Annotated in this window: 7 protein-coding genes; all 7 read left to right on the plus strand. The window is 32.0% G+C overall.

Annotated features, from left to right (window positions below):
- Nucleotides 1-11 precede the first annotated feature (11 nt).
- The 7 genes from LEBU_RS02910 (at nucleotide 12) to LEBU_RS02940 (ending at nucleotide 17,599) form a co-directional block, all read left to right on the plus strand.
- Nucleotides 12-629: an acyl carrier protein phosphodiesterase gene (locus tag LEBU_RS02910; protein ID WP_012806664.1), complete on the plus strand. Its 618-nt coding sequence runs from the start codon at nucleotides 12-14 to the stop codon at nucleotides 627-629.
- Nucleotides 623-1,198, plus strand: a complete 576-nt coding sequence (locus LEBU_RS02915; RefSeq protein ID WP_012806665.1) for a hypothetical protein — start codon at nucleotides 623-625, stop codon at nucleotides 1,196-1,198. The genes LEBU_RS02910 and LEBU_RS02915 overlap by 7 nt, the downstream gene beginning before the upstream one ends.
- Nucleotides 1,199-2,308: 1,110 nt before the next feature.
- Nucleotides 2,309-12,178, plus strand: coding sequence for an autotransporter-associated N-terminal domain-containing protein (locus tag LEBU_RS02920; RefSeq protein ID WP_012806666.1), 9,870 nt, complete (start codon nucleotides 2,309-2,311; stop codon nucleotides 12,176-12,178).
- A 216-nt stretch (nucleotides 12,179-12,394) separates the two neighbouring features.
- Nucleotides 12,395-13,813, plus strand: a complete 1,419-nt coding sequence (locus LEBU_RS02925) for a phospholipase D-like domain-containing protein (protein ID WP_012806667.1) — start codon at nucleotides 12,395-12,397, stop codon at nucleotides 13,811-13,813.
- A gap of 39 nt (nucleotides 13,814-13,852) precedes the next feature.
- Nucleotides 13,853-14,827, plus strand: coding sequence for a metallophosphoesterase family protein (locus LEBU_RS02930; protein ID WP_012806668.1), 975 nt, complete (start codon nucleotides 13,853-13,855; stop codon nucleotides 14,825-14,827).
- 497 nt (nucleotides 14,828-15,324) lie between these two features.
- Nucleotides 15,325-17,136: a translational GTPase TypA gene (typA, locus tag LEBU_RS02935; protein WP_012806669.1), complete on the plus strand. Its 1,812-nt coding sequence runs from the start codon at nucleotides 15,325-15,327 to the stop codon at nucleotides 17,134-17,136.
- Nucleotides 17,137-17,173: 37 nt separating this feature from the next.
- The gene (locus tag LEBU_RS02940; RefSeq protein WP_012806670.1) at nucleotides 17,174-17,599 is read left to right on the plus strand and encodes a hypothetical protein; all 426 of its coding nucleotides are present in this window, start codon (nucleotides 17,174-17,176) and stop codon (nucleotides 17,597-17,599) included.
- Nucleotides 17,600-17,671 lie beyond the last annotated feature (72 nt).

Genomic DNA, 17,671 nt, shown 5'->3' on the forward strand with positions numbered 1-17,671 from the left:
AAAGAAGAGTTATGAATTTTTTAGCACATTCATTGATTTCACTTGAAATTGATGAAAAAGAAAATAAAAAAACATTATATGCAAATTTTGCTGGAGATTTTTATAAGGGATTAGTGGAAACAATTGAACTTCCAGATGAATTAAAAGAAGGGGTTGTTCTACATAGAATAATTGATAAGATTTCTGACAGGAATGAAAATTTTTTGAATGAATTGCTGACGGAAAAATTTGGAATTTTTAAGGGAATTGTGTCGGATATGTATATTGATCACTTTTTATCTAAAAATTTTGATAGTTTATTCAATGATAATCTTAATAATATTGAAAACAAAATATTGTATAATATAAAAATTAATGAAAAATTTTTCCCCGACAACTTCAAAAGAACTTTCCAATGGCTCAAATCTGGAAAAGTAATGTCAAGTTATCAAAATATCAATTTTTTGGAAAGAGCATTTTATGGAATTTCTCAAAGAGTTAGAAAAGGAGAAATCTTAAAATCAGCCATAATAGAATTACAAAAAAATTATAATCTTTTTGAAGAAAAAGCAATAAAAGAATTTTTCTACGTAAAATCAGAAAGTATAAAAGTGTTTAATAAAAATAGGAGGATAAAGAAAAAATGTTAAAATTAAAAAGAATGTTAATAAGTCTGTTGGTCTTAGGAAATATGGTTGCGGTGTCTGGAGTTGCTAATGCGGCACCAGCTAAAAAGGAAACAGAGCAAGTGAAAACATATGATTCATTGAAAACTGCAGCATCAGATTATGCAAAGGCGTTACAGGAAATCTCAAATTACGGCTCAAGAGAGATGCTAAAATCGATAAACCCTGATGTTGACGTGTATATTTCAAAGGTAAATAATCCCACATTGAAAAAGCAATGGGAAGATACAAATACAATGCTTCTGGAACAGTTTGAAGTGTCAGTTTATAAAGTAGATGAAAAAGGTGACAAAGGTGAAGTTGTGTTTCTTATAAAAGGATATGATGAAGCTGCTTTAAATAAGTATCTAGGAGATAATACTAGCAAATACGTAACAAAAGTCGATAAAGCAAAGGGAGAAGTGGAAGTTGATATTGACAAGTACATAAAGCTTCAATATGAATATTTGAAAAAGACAAAGAAAATAAATCTTGCTACATCGACAATTAATTTTAAAAAAGATAAGAATAACAAATGGCAAGTTGTTAAATAAAAATTAAAATAAAAGAAGGCTATCAAACGAGATGGTCTTTTTTTATTGAAAATTTAATAAAACTAGTATAAAAATGGAATGATAACAATATTTTTAATAAATTTATACAAATTAATTTTATTTAAAAAAATAATGTAATATTTTTTTTTATATTTAATACTTTTTAAAATTTAAAATGATTTATTCCAGTTTCCAAAAATATTTTCTAAGTAAATATGAAACTTATAAATTAATTCTAAATTAAAAAAAATAATGAGAATTGTATTTTTTTACGAAAAAACTTGACATATTTTTGCTAATAGGGTATACTAAGGTTGTTTCAATAGTCTTTTAAATGAGACGGATAAATTTATAAATATTAAAGAAGGAAAAAATCTTGAAAATAAATAAATTTTGTAAAGTTAAGCTATTTTATCCGTTATAATTTAAAAACTTGGATTATGAAAAGAATCTAATTTGAAGATTATAGGAATGTAATACAAAAAATTTGGGATAGGAAATTTCTCATATTTATAAACAATAAAACTAATTTTAAACATTATTAAAATTTAGTACATCAGGTCTAAATTAACATAATATAACGTAAATGTAAGTTTTAACTTATACGAGACCATATTATGTTGTTTTTTATATAAAGACGATAATTTCGGAACTGATATTAGTATTTATATAATGAGAATAAAGCTTTATTCTTAATAAATATGAGACAAATTTCCTGTCGGAAGCACGAAATTTATAAAATTTTGAAATTGTCTAAAGCACGAATTGAATATTGCTTTTCTGGTAAAATTAATTCGTTATCTATTTTAAATTATTGTTATGAAAAAGGTTAAATTGTTGAAATCACTATCAATCACTTATTTAAAATTTTGACAAAATCATCGAATCATAAAATAATCACTTGTGGACATTTTAAAAAATATAAATAGCGAACTTTCTGCAATTCTGTACATTCATAATTTGAAAATTATATTCTTTAAAATAACCATAGTTTTAAATTCTTTTGTTAAGTTTAAGACTAATCTCTCGGATATCTATCTGAGTTATGATGAAACATTTTTATATTGAATAATAGTCTTTTGGCTATTATCTAATTTTAAGGAGGAAGATATGAGTAATAACTTACGACAGATCGCTAAAGACTTACGATCGTTTGTAAAAAGATGTAAAGATGTACACTATTCTGACAGCCTATTGATTACATTCCTTGTAACAGGTCTTTTGACAACATTCGCACCTTCAATTATACGTGCTGATGTTGCTGAGGATCAACAGGAGGTATCAGCTCAGGCGTATGATACGATAACAGACCTTAGACAGTCATTCCTACGTGCTAAGAAAGAAAATCAAAAAGCCCTTAGAGGAGCAAATGCTGAATTAGCACAATTATTAAAAGAAGGAGACCAAGTTGTAAAAAGTCCATGGGCTTCATTCCAATTTGGAACTGGATATACAAATAACGACTGGGGAACAAGTTATAAAGGTCGTGGTGGTAAAAAATTAGAATACTATTCTAGAACAAACGATCTAACTAAATATGTATTCGATGCAAGTAAACATCAATATGGGGCAACTAACTTGAATTTACCAAGAAATCAAGAGCCTAATACATTGGCAATTACTCCTGCTAATATTCATGAACCATACAAACCTTATGATGTTACTAAGTTAGATGCAATAGCATTGCCTACAGCACCAACATTTGAACCAAATATGCCAGCACCTAATGGTGTTACACCTTATGACTTTACTTACTATGGTACAACTGCAAGCAGAAGTGCAAGTACAGCAGTTAGTGAAGATGTAATAGCAAATAATGCTGTTAGATTTAACAACTTAAATTCAGGCTATGCAACTTATACAAGTAATACTAATGAAACTCTATCAAGTAGCGCCGTTACAGCAAATACTAATGCTAATACACCATCTAATGGTGGAACATTCGATATTGGTACTACAAATAAGCGTCTTTATGATTCTGGTTGGTGGTGGAGCAGCAATCATGGTACAGAGTTCGCAAGTGTAACTTCAATTAATGATGGAAACTTCAACATTTATGATCGTCATACAAGCAGTGCTAGTTGGGTTGCAGGAACTTTCAATACTGACAGTAACTATTCTGGAGTTGTTGTAAATGGAGGTGGCCCTTATTCAGGATATGATGATGGAGCTTATGGTGCTGCACCTACTAGAACTTACACTGGAAATAGTCAATCAGATTTAGAAGCAAATGCTCGATTTCATGCGCGAGTAGCATATGCAGCTGCACATCCTGAAGTACATTGGAATACAATAACGACTCTTTCAGATGCTGCTCTTGGTTTAACTTTTGGTTATACGCATCCTGACCCAGCACCACTTGATCCCACTCGTCAAGCTTATGCTGCAAAATTAAATGGTACAGAAATTTCATGGCAATCACGTGATACTGGTGTAGTAACATATTCTCCAACAGCGTGGACTACTGGACATCAATATAATCACAAAGCTGATTCATCAATTAAAATAGCAGATGGAAATGTGTCATTGTACAAGAATAACTTTACTATTGTTGACGGAAACTCAAGAAAACGTACAGGACTTCATGTAGCAACTGGTGGAACAGCGAGATTGACAGGATTAAATGTATTTAGTATTAGTGGTAAAAATAATAATGGTACATTGGTTGATGGTGGAACGTTAAACACAAGTGGAACTAACACATATAAGATTACTTCAGGAAGTGAGAATAACGGTATAGAGATTGCTAGTGGAACAGTAAAAATGAGAGATACTACTAATTTTGATATTAGTGGAACTAAAAATAATAATGGAATATTGTTGACTACTGGTGATTTAGACACTGAAGGTGTAAATATGACTCTTACTGGAACTGAACACATCGGTTTCAATAACCAAGGTGGTACTTCTGCTAAGATAAAAGGCGGTACTTTAAAAATTGCTAGTGGAACTACAAAAAGTAATCTTATTTATGCAAATGCAGACACAGAAACTAAAGAGATAACTTTTCAAGTTGGAACTACAGCTAACGGAAACAATAATGGTGTATATGTAAATGGTAGTGCCAAACTTACTGACAAAGGTTCTAATTATACTGTAAATGGTAGTGAAAATAATGGTATCTATAGTAAAACTAGTGGAGATATAAAAGTTACTGACCCTACATTTACTATAGGTGGAGATAAGAATAATGGTATATATGGAACAAGTACTGGTAATGCTAATATAACAGTTGAAAGAGCGGCACTAGGAGCTTCAAATGATTTTACAGTAACTGGAACTAATAATAATGGTATTATAACAAATGGTACTGGTAATTTGAAAGTTAATAGAATTAGATTTGATGTTAGCGGAATAGCTAATAATGGTGACCCTGGTGCTCAAAATAATGCCATTTATATAAAAGGTGCTGCTCCAACAGAAATTGTCGGTTCGGCATTTACAATAAGCGGTAGAGATAATAATGCAGTCTTAGCAAAAGGTGCTGCAGCACTAGATATTAAAGGTGAAACTTCGTTTGATATTTCTGGTAATGAAAATAATGGAGTGTACATAGACGGTACTGCTTCAACAACAGCTTACACAGATTATAATTCAAGTTTCACAGTAACTGGAACAAATTCCAATGCTGTTTACGCTAAAAAAGGTGCTGTGGAATTAAAAGGTACTTCTATGGACATCCAAGGATCTAATAATAATGGATTAATTGTATTTAAACAATCAGATGTAACACCTGTAAAAATAGGAAATAATGGTTCTCGAAGAGCTTCATTTACAGTATCTGGTGATGGTAATAATAATGGTATATATGCTACAAATGGTTCTACAATTGATTCGATAGACGGAGCGAACTTTACAGTTAGCGGTAATGGTATCGGATTGTTGGTAGGGGATTCTACTGGTAAGGCTAAAGTAACAACAATCAAAAATGCTACTTTTAATGTAGATAATACAGAAGCTGTAAGTGATGGTACTGGTACTGGTATTTATCTATATCAATCAGAAGATACAGTACTTGGAGATAATGCTAGAATTGATGGTAATGGTAATGATATTTTAATTACTTTAAGAAACCGTGATCATAATAATAAGATAACTCTAGGAGGAGGTCCTGGAACTAACCGTACATTACTTAATGCAACTGGAGACAATAATGTTGGTATAAATATTCAGGAAGGAAGAACAAACCAAACTACTACAGCTGAAATTCTTACAGATAGTCAAAAAGGATGGAACTTGCATTTTGAAGGTAAAAATAATACTGGTATTAAAAACAACTATTTCGCAAATACACTGACAATTAAAAATGAACTTCCAAATAACTCATCTCCATCATCATTGTATGATAGCGGGGTTATGTCTATTTACGGAGATGACGGTATTATGTTTGCCAACCTTGGGTATGTACAAGCTGGAACATTAAGGTTAGATGGTATTAGTATGCAAGGTAAACGTAGTATTGGTGCTGCTTTCTTAAATAATCAATACCGTGAAATTGGAACGCCACCTCTTAACAATGAACTTGGAAATAGTGGTATCTTTAATGGTACTGGTGTAGCTCTTCAAGGTTCAATTGGTGCTAACTCAGGTCCTCACTTAGATTCATCAAACAGTGTAGCAATATTTGCAAACACTGGACAAAGAAAAGAATTCCGTGAAACAGCAGTTGGACATGGAAGTGGTTCATCTGCAGCAATATCAGATCTTACTGTTACAGGACTTAACGTTGGGTTAAACCAATTTGCAAATAACAGCGTGCTTTTATGGTCTGAAAGAGGAACTAAGATAAAAGTGACTAATACTCTTGGTACTGCAGGAACATATACATCAAGTGGAGGAAATGGACATGTTTCAGATGGTGTTATGATTGAAGGTGGAAAAACAGTACATGGATATAATACTAATGATGACGTAGTTTCTACAGGATCAGTAATTGCTTATGCAACTGGATTCCTTGATGCTGGTAAACACGGATATAGCAATCTTCCTTCAATTTCTTATCTTCCATCAGAAGTAGAATTTGGTACAGGCGTAAATGTTGACATGGTTGCTAAAAAAGGGACAGCTTTACTTGCAAACCATGGAGCCAAAATTACAGCTAAAGGGGTAAGAGCAGGGGGTATCGAATCTATCCTTGCCTATGCTGACGGAAAACACACTACAATTAATAATGGTATTGTAGATTATACACCTTCACAAATTGAAATTGATGGACACGTAATCGCAGCAGACAACAACTTACTAGGTAAAAACAACGTTGCAGGAGTTCTTGATGCAGGTAAAGTTAAAGCAGTAGATTTACCTAATACATACAACAATATTGCCGCTTATGCAACTGGTGGAGGAACAGTAACTATTAAAGGTGCTAAGGTATCAGACACTGTTCTAGAAAAAGCAAGTGGAACTTTAGATCCGGCAGCTGCTCCAGCTACTAAAGAATCATTAGTATTTGGTATGGCAGCATATGCAACAGGAGAAGGTTCAGTAGTTAAATATGATAATTCCGCAACTTCAGTAGTTACAGGTGTTTATGGTGGAGTTTATGCAACTGATAAAGGACAAGTTGAGTTTGCAGGAGATATGATAAACCAAAATAACTATGGTACAACTATTACTACTAAAACTACAGCTGATGGTTCTGTAACAGCAATGGGAGCTAATGCAGAAAGAAGAAATGGTAGAGGAACATCATCAGATGTAAAAGATAACAAAGGAAATACAACTACAAATGATCATAAAAATGTTACTCCATTTTATGTAAAACGTACAAGAGAAGGAGATACAACTATTGATGATTCAGGAATTGTATTTACATCGAAAAAAACTAATATTGATATGTATGATGGTATTTTACTTACAGGAAATCAATATAATGTAAACAACTATACTGCTGGAAATACTTATAATACTATAAGAGATTATTATAAAGATGCTACTAAACCAGCTGGTCTTGAAGGTGACAAATGGACTATGGCTAAATATCGTGGAATGTCAAATGTAACAGCCTCTATATTGTCAGACCATTATGCAGTTGAGTTAGGTGTAATTAATCAAGCAGATGGATTGAAATGGGATGATGACGGTAACACTAATGATCCTGCATCTCCTGTAAGAACTAACTATTTAGGTAGTATAGGTGAAAATTTTGCTGGAGAAATGAATATTGTAAATAAAGATTTATCACATAATGCTACAAATGCTTCTAATACAAAAGTTGGAAATAGATTTAACAGTACATTGCTTAACAGTACATTGGAAATCGGTTCTACTGAAGTAGATCTTGAAGATGCTGATAAAACTGACGTTTCTACAGTAGGTTCATCAGTAAATGATCCATTTAATGATATCAAGATGGAAGGAACACTTGTAACTATTAAGTCTGGTACAACAGTAAAAGGAGATGTGGCTGATGGATATAGAGCTGGTCAAGGTCTTAATATGGCTAATAGATTGAATCGTTGGGAAAGTCCTACTTCTGTAACTTCTAGATGGATTAAAAATGGAAATGATAAGTCAGGATATGTAAATAAAGGTAAAATTGATGTATATGGTGGTTCTAAAACAGCTCCTATTACAGGTATGAACGTTGCATTCGGAACTGCTCAAAATATTGGTTCAGCTACAGACGGAGAAATTAAGATAGATCATGGATACGGAATCTATGCAACTGATGCAAGTCTTATTAAGAATACTGGTAAGATTGAAGTAACTGGTAAATATGCTCCAACTAATATCTCTACATTACGTTCAAATAGAAACTTTAGTGCTGAACCTGCTCCAAGCGGAAATAACTATGGTATTGCAGGAATTTCAGATACGGAAATAATAAATTACAATGTAAATGATGACTGGTCACAAACTATCAACGCTTTAGATATTGAACAAAGTGGAGCTAATGCTGAAACTAAAGTTGAAGGAGACTTAGCAGTTGGTATCTATGGTGAAAATAGAAATAATGCGTTAGCTTCTAATATTAAGATTAAATACGATAATTCGTCTCGTACAAATGCAGGTATAGATGTTTCAAATCCTAATGTTACATTATCTACAGCACGTGGTGTAGGTATTGCTCTTGTAAATGGAAGCAGTACAACTTATGCTGATGGAGCATTAAATGCAGGTGGAGAAATTACATTAAAAGGATTTGGCGGTAATATAGGACAATTTGGTGCAGCTCATAATGATATCCTTACTGGTAAAAATGGTGTAGGTGTTTATGCAGAAAGTGCTGAAATTAAAGTTGATTCTGCTAAGTTCGCTGTTGAAACTAAGGATAATGGAATTGGACTATGGGCAATGGACGATACTGTTATTGCACGTGGTGCAGATCATGACAAGATATTCAACTACAACTACTATGGAGCTAAGGATAAAAATGGATTTGCAATGGCATTTGGTGGAAGAAATACTAATGCTACAACAGCTGCAAACTACATGGATATCTTATTCTCAAATACAGCTGATGCAACAAATGTAAATCTTAAAAATGAAGATGCTACTGGTAGAACAGGAACAAATAAAGGTATTGTAGGACTTCTTGTAAATACTAACGATGCAGCTGATAAAGTAACAAACTATGGTAAGATTGAAGAAGATACATCTTCAAAAACTAACCTTAAAGCATATGGTGCTCTTGTAAATAAAGGAACATTTATCAATCATGGAGATATTACACTTAATGCTTCATTAATGAATGATAAGAACAGTACTATAACAACTGCTGACATGAAGAAAGTAAATGTTGGAATTCTTGCAAATGATCACTCTGAAAGAGCAAGAGATAATTCATATATTGAAAACTATGCTAACATTACAATTGGACAAGATGCAGATAGTAAACATAACGTAGGAAGCTGGGCTATCTATGGATATAACATAAAAACTGGTGCAAAACTTGATGGAACTGAAGTTGTATACAAAATTAATAGAAACAGCAACGGTATCTACTCTGGAGATGGAAACGTTGATATTCAAAAAGGAACAGTACTTAAAGTCGGAAATGACACAGTTTTAGGACATGTTAGACCTACACAAGTGGTTAATGGAATTACAATGCCATCTAGACAACCAGATACTACAGGAACAGGCTATGCTGACCCTGATGACTTATTATCAGGTTTAGATAATCCAAGAGAAAGAGATTCTGCAGTTGGGGTTTATATTAATAACAACAGAGGATTGTCGGATGAAGCAAGAACTATTAATGTAGCTGCTGATATGGATATTGATAGATTCTCACATGGAATTGTGCTTGCTGAAAAAGATGGTGGAGCAGTAACAACTGTAAATATGGGAACTTCAGCTGCAACTGCACCAAGAATTAAACTTGCATATTCAACAGCTAATAATCCAGGTGGACAAGTTCATTCAACTAAACCGTATGAACCAGAAATCTTCTCTGAAGAAGTTAATGAACAAGGAAATGCAGTTTACTACTACTCAGCTGATACTAACTCAAAAGCTAAATCATATGCAAATGTAACAATGGACGGAGATTACAATACAGCTTACTTCACAAAAGGTAGTGTTACTAACTATGGAAATATCGATCTAAGATCTCAATATGATCTTGAACTTCGTAATAATGATCCTGACCATATACCAGTTGGATATGGAAGTGTAGGTATTATCTCAGAAAATACTACTGATCCTTCAATCAATGAAGGAAAAATTATAACAGGATTATCTGATACTCAAAATATGATGTATTCAGTAGGAATGGGAGCAGGACGTAACTTCTACAGAATAGATCCTAGTACTAGAGAAAGAGTTTATGATAGAACTGAAGGACAAGGATACGTTGTTAATAACGGAGAAATTGTTGTACAAGAAGAAAACGGAATCGGTATGTTAGCAACTGGTAGAGGTTCGAGAGCTATCAATAACGGAACAATCAGATTAGTAGGTAAGAATGGTGTTGGTATGTACATCGATAGAGAAGCTATCGGGGAAAACCATGGAACAATTACAGGAGATGCTGAAAATCTTAAAGGGGTAGTTGCAATTAATGGTGGATACATTAAGAACTACGGAACTATTAAGGTAGAAGGTACAGGATCATACGGAATTGTAACAGACAGCTCTAAATTTACTTTAGATGCTAATGGAAATCCTATAGCTTATCATACTGATACAAGTTCAGCTGAATACAGAAATGGAACAACAGCTGGACAAGCTAATGGACATGGTGGAACAGATCTTTACGGTGGTACAGAAACTTCAATTGAAGAAGGAACAACTGGAAATCCTAAGACAACTGGAGTTGGAACAACTATTACAAGACCTAACATTGTACCATTAACTTCAGTAACAATTGATGGAGTTGAACAACCAATCTTTAACTTCAACAACGATGCTGATGTAGTTGGAAAACAAGCTGAAAATATTCTAGTAACAAGCAGTATTCAAACTGTTGCAACTGGTGCAACTGAATTACAAATTCCAATTTGGTTACGTGCTAAAGACGAATATGGAAATCCTGCTTGGCCAAGATATAACAGTCCACAAATGTCTGAAGTTACACGTATAGGAATGTATGTAGATACATCAGGAGTTAGATACACTAATCCTATTGATGGAATTGAAAAATTAACTAACTTAGGAAAAGTTAACTTATACTTCGGACCTGAAATTACAGAATACACAAATTCTAAAGCAATTAGAATAGCAAACAATAAAAAAGAAGTTGCACCTGGTCAATATGTAGTTGAAGAAAATAATATTCTTAAACCATTTAACGATGCTTTAAGAAGATTGCCAGGAGGAGCAACAATTAATCCATTATCTTCAAGCTTGACTTGGCAAGTTTCAGCAAACATTGATGATAATAACCAAATCACTGAACTTGTAATGAGTAAAGTACCTTACCACTCATTCGCATTTGATGGTGATAAACGATTAATTAACTTCACAAACAACTTGGATAACATTTATGAAATCGCAAGACCTGGAAGTGAAGAAAAGATGATCTTCAACAAACTTAATAGCATAGGAAATGGAGAAGGACATATATTAGCTCAAGCATTCGATCAAATGAGAGGACACATTTATGGTGGAATCCAACAAAGAACAAATGCTACATCTAACCTTCTTACAGATGAATTAGCTCAATTAAGAAGTGAAAATAATGCTTCTAAAGATTCTAACAAGATTAAAGCATTCGGAAGAAGAGAAGAATACAAGACTGATACAGCAGGATTACCTGACTGGCATAGTAATGCAGGAGGATTTGTATATCTTCACGAAGACGAAACTGTTAAACTTGGTGACCGTTCTGGATGGTATGCTGGTGTTGTAAATAACTACTTCACATTCAAAGACTTAGCAAGATCATATGAAAATCAAGCTATGTTGAAAACAGGAATATTCAAACAAACACCATTAGATGAAGATGGAACATTCACATTCACAATCGGTGGAGACGCATTCTTTGGTAAAACTAATACTAAACGTAGATTCTGGGTAGTTGACAAAGAGTTCAGAGCTAAATCTGATTACTACACTTATGGTGCAGATATTAATGCCAAACTTGAAAAAGAATTCAGACTTACAGAAGGATTCAGCATTGTTCCTAACGTAGGATTAGATCTTCAATACGGAAGATTCTCTACTGTAAATGAAGATGGAGATATGGCATTGAAGATTAAGAGCGATGACTACTATTCTGTTAAACCAAGAGCTGGTGTTGACTTCAGATATTCACAACCAGTATTCAAGAAATCTAACTTCGTAGCTAGCGTAGGATTAGCTTATGAAACTGAATTAGGAAGATTGAATGATGTTGATAATGAAGCTAAGATTAAAGGTGCTTGGACAGATTATTACTCAATCAAAGGTGATAAGGAAGACAGAAAAGGAAACTTCAAATCAGATCTTAAATTAGGATTAGATAATGGAAGATTAGGATTCACAGTAAACACAGGATACGATACAAAAGGACATAACTTCAGAGCAGGTTTAGGATTAAGAGCATTATTCTAATAACAGTTAGTTGAAGCAATTAATTTTAAAACTTAAAGAAGAAAAATGTTATAACGGGTTACACAAATAGCTTAAGAATGGAAGGCTGCCAGAAATGGCAGTCTTTCTTTTTGTATAAATTTTCATAAAAATTCTCTCTTTTTAAAAAATCAAATGGAAAAATTTAGAAAAAATTGTTATAATCTAATTAACTTAAAGAATAAAGGAGTATTTGGTGTGAATAAAAAAATTATTTTTTCATTTATATTTTTATTGGGAGTTTTTTCATGTACCCCGCTTTCAAAAGGGCTTTCAATGAAAAGTGAAGTTTATAATGCTGACAATGTAGAGTTTTACTATGATTTGACTTATAAGAAGGATGGGGAGACACAGTATGAGAGGCAGATTTGGGATCAGGCTTATGATATTTTAGATAAAGCACAAGATTTTTTTCTAATGGATATTTTTGTGTTTAATGATTATGTTGGAAAAGGTGTCAAAGAGAAGTTGCAGCCGTTACCAATTGCAGAAGAATTTGCTCAAAAAATATTGGAAAAAAGGGAAAAAGATCCGAATGTGGAAATTTATTTGATACTTGATGAAAGTAATACTTTTTATGGAGCATTTGATAATAAGACGCATAAAAAATTAGAACAGGCTGGTGTAAAAATTGGATACGTAGATTTGACAAAATTAAGGGATCCAATGCTTATTTATTCGACACCATGGCGTCTTTTCATACAACCTTTCGGAAATCCAAAAAATCGTGGAAAACTTAAAAACCCCATTTACGAAGGAACTGATAAAATAACAATCCGTAGTCTTTTAAGGGCATTAAATGCAAAAGCAAACCACAGAAAATTAATTATGAATGAAAATACCGCAATGCTGACCTCGGCAAATCCACATGCGGAAGGTTCAAAACATTCAAATGTAGCATTTAAATTCTCGTCACCAATAATAAAAGAAATTTATGAAGCCGAAAAACCTGTTGCCCAGATTACTAAAAAAGACGGAAGTTTAAAGAAAAAATTGCCAAATAAGGATTTCAGTAAAATTCCAGTTTCTAAAAATGAGAAGATAAAACTCCAATATTTCACTAATGATGTAACAGTAAAAGATATTTCACAAGAGTTAAAAAATGCACAATTTGGTGAAAAAGTAATAATTGCTCAATTTTTCTTATCTGACAGAGGAATAATCAACGATATTAGAAAAGCCGCAAGACGTGGAGTAAAATTTGAAATAATCCTAAATAATTCAACTGCAGGATTTCCTAACAAAGCTGCCGCTGGAGAACTTATGAAATATGCAAGAAAGCACAATTATGATATAAACGTCAAATTTTATAATAAAGGAGAAGAAATGTATCACGTGAAAATGCTTTCTATTTTGAAAAAAGACTATTTGATAACTTATGGAGGCTCAACAAATTTTACGAGAAGAAATATGCGAAACTTTAATCTGGAAAATGAACTGAAAATTATATCAGCTTATGACCAAAAAATTTCAAAAGATATTTTGGATTATTATGACAGATTATGGACAAATAGAGACGGAGAGTTCACACTTCCTTATGATGAGCATAAAAATGAAAAATTGATGAATGATTTATTGTTTAGATTTATGGAAATAAATGGTTTTGGAATATTTTAAAAAATAATTTGTTAAATTTGTAGAAAATGAGTGATTTTTATGGAAGGTAAACTTAAAGAAGAAAAGATTAAAATAGAAAAAATAAATGAAAATGATTATAATAAAATTTTTGTTATTTCTGATCTTCATGGACAATATGATTTATTTTTAAAATTATTGGAAAAAATCAATTTGAAAAGGGAAGATTTACTTGTAATTATGGGGGATATTTGTGATAGAGGTGAAAAATCATATGAGATTTATATGAAATGTATGAAAATGATAAAACTTGGGTATAATTTAAAGTTTATTTTGGGAAATCATGAGGATATGTTGTTGGAAGATTTAGAAAATGATTATCCATTAAGATATGAAACAGAATTTTCAATTTATAGAAATTCTAAATATTTCAATAAAAAAAGTATGGAAGAGTGGTACGAAGAAAATTTTTTTAAAGAAATAAAATGGCTTGTAAAATGGCTGAAAAATTGTCCATTAATAATTTCTGGGAATGAAAGTATATTTGTGCACGCGGGACTTGATTTACAGACGAAGCTAGAGAAGCAGGAGAGAGAAACTGTACTTTGGACAAGAGAGGAATTTTGGATAGATGAAGAAAGTGTGCTTGAAGAATATAGAAGTAAAAACATATATTTTGGGCATACTCCTAATATAAATGGAAGAATTTCTGAAAAAACTGATAAAATTTGGGATATTGACTGTGGAGCTTTCTTTACTCATTTTTTGGGCTGCGTGGAAGTGAAAAGTAAAGAGAAAATTTATGTTTTTGAGAATGAGTTTATCCAGTTTAGTGAAGTTTCGGGCAAGGTATTTTTGGAACTTTGGAATGAGGAAGTGGCGGAGTTTATAAATTCTGAAAAGTATAAGATTAAAAGTGGGAAAGGGGAAGTAATAATTTTAGAAAAATTAGATAAAAATGAAAAAAAATTTTTAACAAATTTTTGGAAAAAATATGAAAAATTATTCGGAAAGAATATTGCAAATTATATTAGGGCATGTCTGAAAACTCTTTAAATGATGAATTTTTAACAAATTTTTCTAAAATCAAAAATAATAAACACTGCTTTTATCGTGATTTGTATAATTTATAAAATCAAAAAAACATTAAATATAACATAGATTTTGAGTTTTCAGACACAGCCTAAAAAGAAAAAATTATAAGTTAAAAAATTTTTGGGGATTGACATTTTTATAAAATATGCTATAATAAAAGTGTAAAAGTCCCTAAGGGTAACTTTGTATAATATTTAAAAAAAATGTGCTATAAATTAGACTGGAAAAATCCAGTCTTTTTTGTTATAATATTTTAGGTGAGTTTTAGCACAACTTACAAAATATTATACAAAGGAGGTAGTGAGATGGTAGATTTCATTGCGATATTTATTCTTTTTGTAATTATTTATTACAGCTTGAATAGATAGAGCATGAATTTCATCTCTACTTCTCGCCCTTAGGGAGACATTTTAAAATTTAAGGAGGAAATATTAACAATAAATTTGTTAAAACAAAAAATGAACAAAATTAAAAACATTGCAATTATTGCACACGTAGATCATGGGAAAACAACTCTTGTCGATGCTTTATTAAAGCAGGCAGGAACATTTGGGGAACATGAAAAAGTAGATGAAAGAATAATGGATAGTAATGATTTAGAAAGAGAAAGAGGAATTACAATTTTTTCTAAAAATGCTTCATTTCATTATAATGGTTATAAAATAAATATTGTAGACACTCCGGGCCATGCGGATTTTGGTGGGGAAGTGCAGAGAATCTTGAAAATGGTGGATTCGGTTTTACTTCTGGTAGACGCATTTGAGGGTGTTATGCCGCAAACTAAATATGTATTGAAACAGGCACTGGAGCATGGGCTTCGTCCAATTGTGGTAGTTAATAAGATTGACAGGCCAAATTCAGATCCTGATGCAGTTGTGGATTCTGTTTTTGATTTATTTGTGGATTTAGGGGCAAATGATATTCAGCTTGATTTTCCAGTAGTTTATGCGTCTGCAAAAAATGGATTTGCTAAACTGGAACTGGAAGATGAAGATAAGGATATGAAACCGCTTTATGATAAAATTATGGAGCATGTAGAAGATCCTGAAGGAGATGTGAATGAGCCGCTTCAAATGCTTGTTACAAATACTGAATATGACGAATATGTAGGAAAATTAGGAACTGGAAGAATTTATAACGGGAAAATCGAAAAAAATCAGGAAATTACATTGATTAAGAGAAATGGTGACTTGGTAAATGGTAAAATTACTAGAATTTATGGATATGATGGACTGAAAAAAGTTGAAATGGAAGTAGCGTTTGCTGGAGACATTGTAACAGTTGCGGGAATTGAACAAATTGATATAGGAGAAACTGTGGCAAGTAAAGAAAATCCTAAGCCATTACCATTAATTGATATTGATGAGCCAACCCTTGCGATGACTTTTATGGTAAATGATTCGCCATTTGCAGGGCAAGATGGAAAATTTGTAACTTCGAGAAATATTTTGGAAAGATTGCAAAAGGAAGTAAATCATAACGTGAGCATGAGGCTTGAAATGACAGATTCGCCAGATGCATTTATTGTAAAGGGAAGAGGAGAGCTTCAATTATCTATTTTGCTTGAAAATATGAGAAGAGAAGGCTACGAAGTAGCAGTTTCAAAACCTGAAGTTATTTTTAAAGAAGAAAATGGACAGAAACTAGAGCCAATCGAACTTGCAATTATCGATGTTGCTGATGAGTTTGTAGGAGTTGTAATTGAAAAATTAGGGCTTAGAAAAGGTGAGATGGTAAACATGAATCAAGGAAGCGACGGCTATACAAGACTTGAATTTAAAGTGCCATCACGTGGATTAATCGGATTTAGAAATGAATTCTTGACGGAAACAAGAGGAACAGGAATTATAAACCACTCATTCTTTGAATACGGACCTTTCAAGGGAGAAGTTACAGGACGAAGAAGAGGAGTTTTAATCGCAATGGAGCCTGGAACAAGTCTAGGTTACTCATTAAATAACTTACAGCCACGTGGAATCCTATTTATAGGACCAGGAGTAGAAGTTTACGAGGGAATGATAGTTGGAGAGCATTCAAGAGAAAACGACTTAGTTGTAAATGTATGTAAAGGTAAAAAACTTACAAATATGAGGGCCGCTGGAAGTGATGATGCTGTAAAATTAGCACCTCCAAAGGAATTTACACTGGAATTGGCACTTGAATATATTGAAAATGATGAATTAGTGGAAATTACGCCTAACTTTATCAGACTTAGAAAAAAATATTTGAATGCTAATGATAGAAAGAAATTTGAAAATTCTAAAAATTAAATATTAATATAAATAAATTAATAGTGATGTGATTTTTATGGATAATATAAAACTGGAAGAAAAGTTAAAAGCTGAGTTATCAGAAGAAAAAATAAAATTTATTGAAAAATATAGCTTGGAAATAAATTCTAAAAGGCAATGGATAACTAGAAGAAATAATACACCTGAACGATTGTATTTTTCACATAAATTTATTTTAAGAAATAATATCTTAGAAATAGTTTTTAGAAAATATCAGCTTTGTTTTGCAAAATTAAAATATTTTAGAGCGAATATTGAAAAATATGATTTTTATAAATATACTCCCAAAGAAGGTTTTATAAAGACACAATTGTGGGATGTAGAATTTTTTTATCATAAAAAATCAGAAAAAATAATAGATTTAAGATATTTGCAGCAAATAAGAAAAGTGGAAGATTTTTTGGAACTTATCGAATGGCTTGATAGTTTTGAAAAAGAATAAAAATAAATTATTTAAAACTTTATTTTAAATTATAAAAAAATTGCTATAAAAATAAAATTCAAGTTATCTTTT

The organism is Leptotrichia buccalis C-1013-b (genome assembly GCF_000023905.1).
Lineage (GTDB): Bacteria > Fusobacteriota > Fusobacteriia > Fusobacteriales > Leptotrichiaceae > Leptotrichia > Leptotrichia buccalis.

Coding starts and splice junctions, on each gene's coding strand:
- LEBU_RS02910 (WP_012806664.1), top strand. CDS start 12: ATGAATTTTTTAGCACATTCATTGATTTCACTTGAAATTGATGAAAAA.
- LEBU_RS02915 (WP_012806665.1), top strand. CDS start 623: ATGTTAAAATTAAAAAGAATGTTAATAAGTCTGTTGGTCTTAGGAAAT.
- LEBU_RS02920 (WP_012806666.1), top strand. CDS start 2,309: ATGAGTAATAACTTACGACAGATCGCTAAAGACTTACGATCGTTTGTA.
- LEBU_RS02930 (WP_012806668.1), top strand. CDS start 13,853: ATGGAAGGTAAACTTAAAGAAGAAAAGATTAAAATAGAAAAAATAAAT.
- typA (WP_012806669.1), top strand. CDS start 15,325: ATGAACAAAATTAAAAACATTGCAATTATTGCACACGTAGATCATGGG.
- LEBU_RS02940 (WP_012806670.1), top strand. CDS start 17,174: ATGGATAATATAAAACTGGAAGAAAAGTTAAAAGCTGAGTTATCAGAA.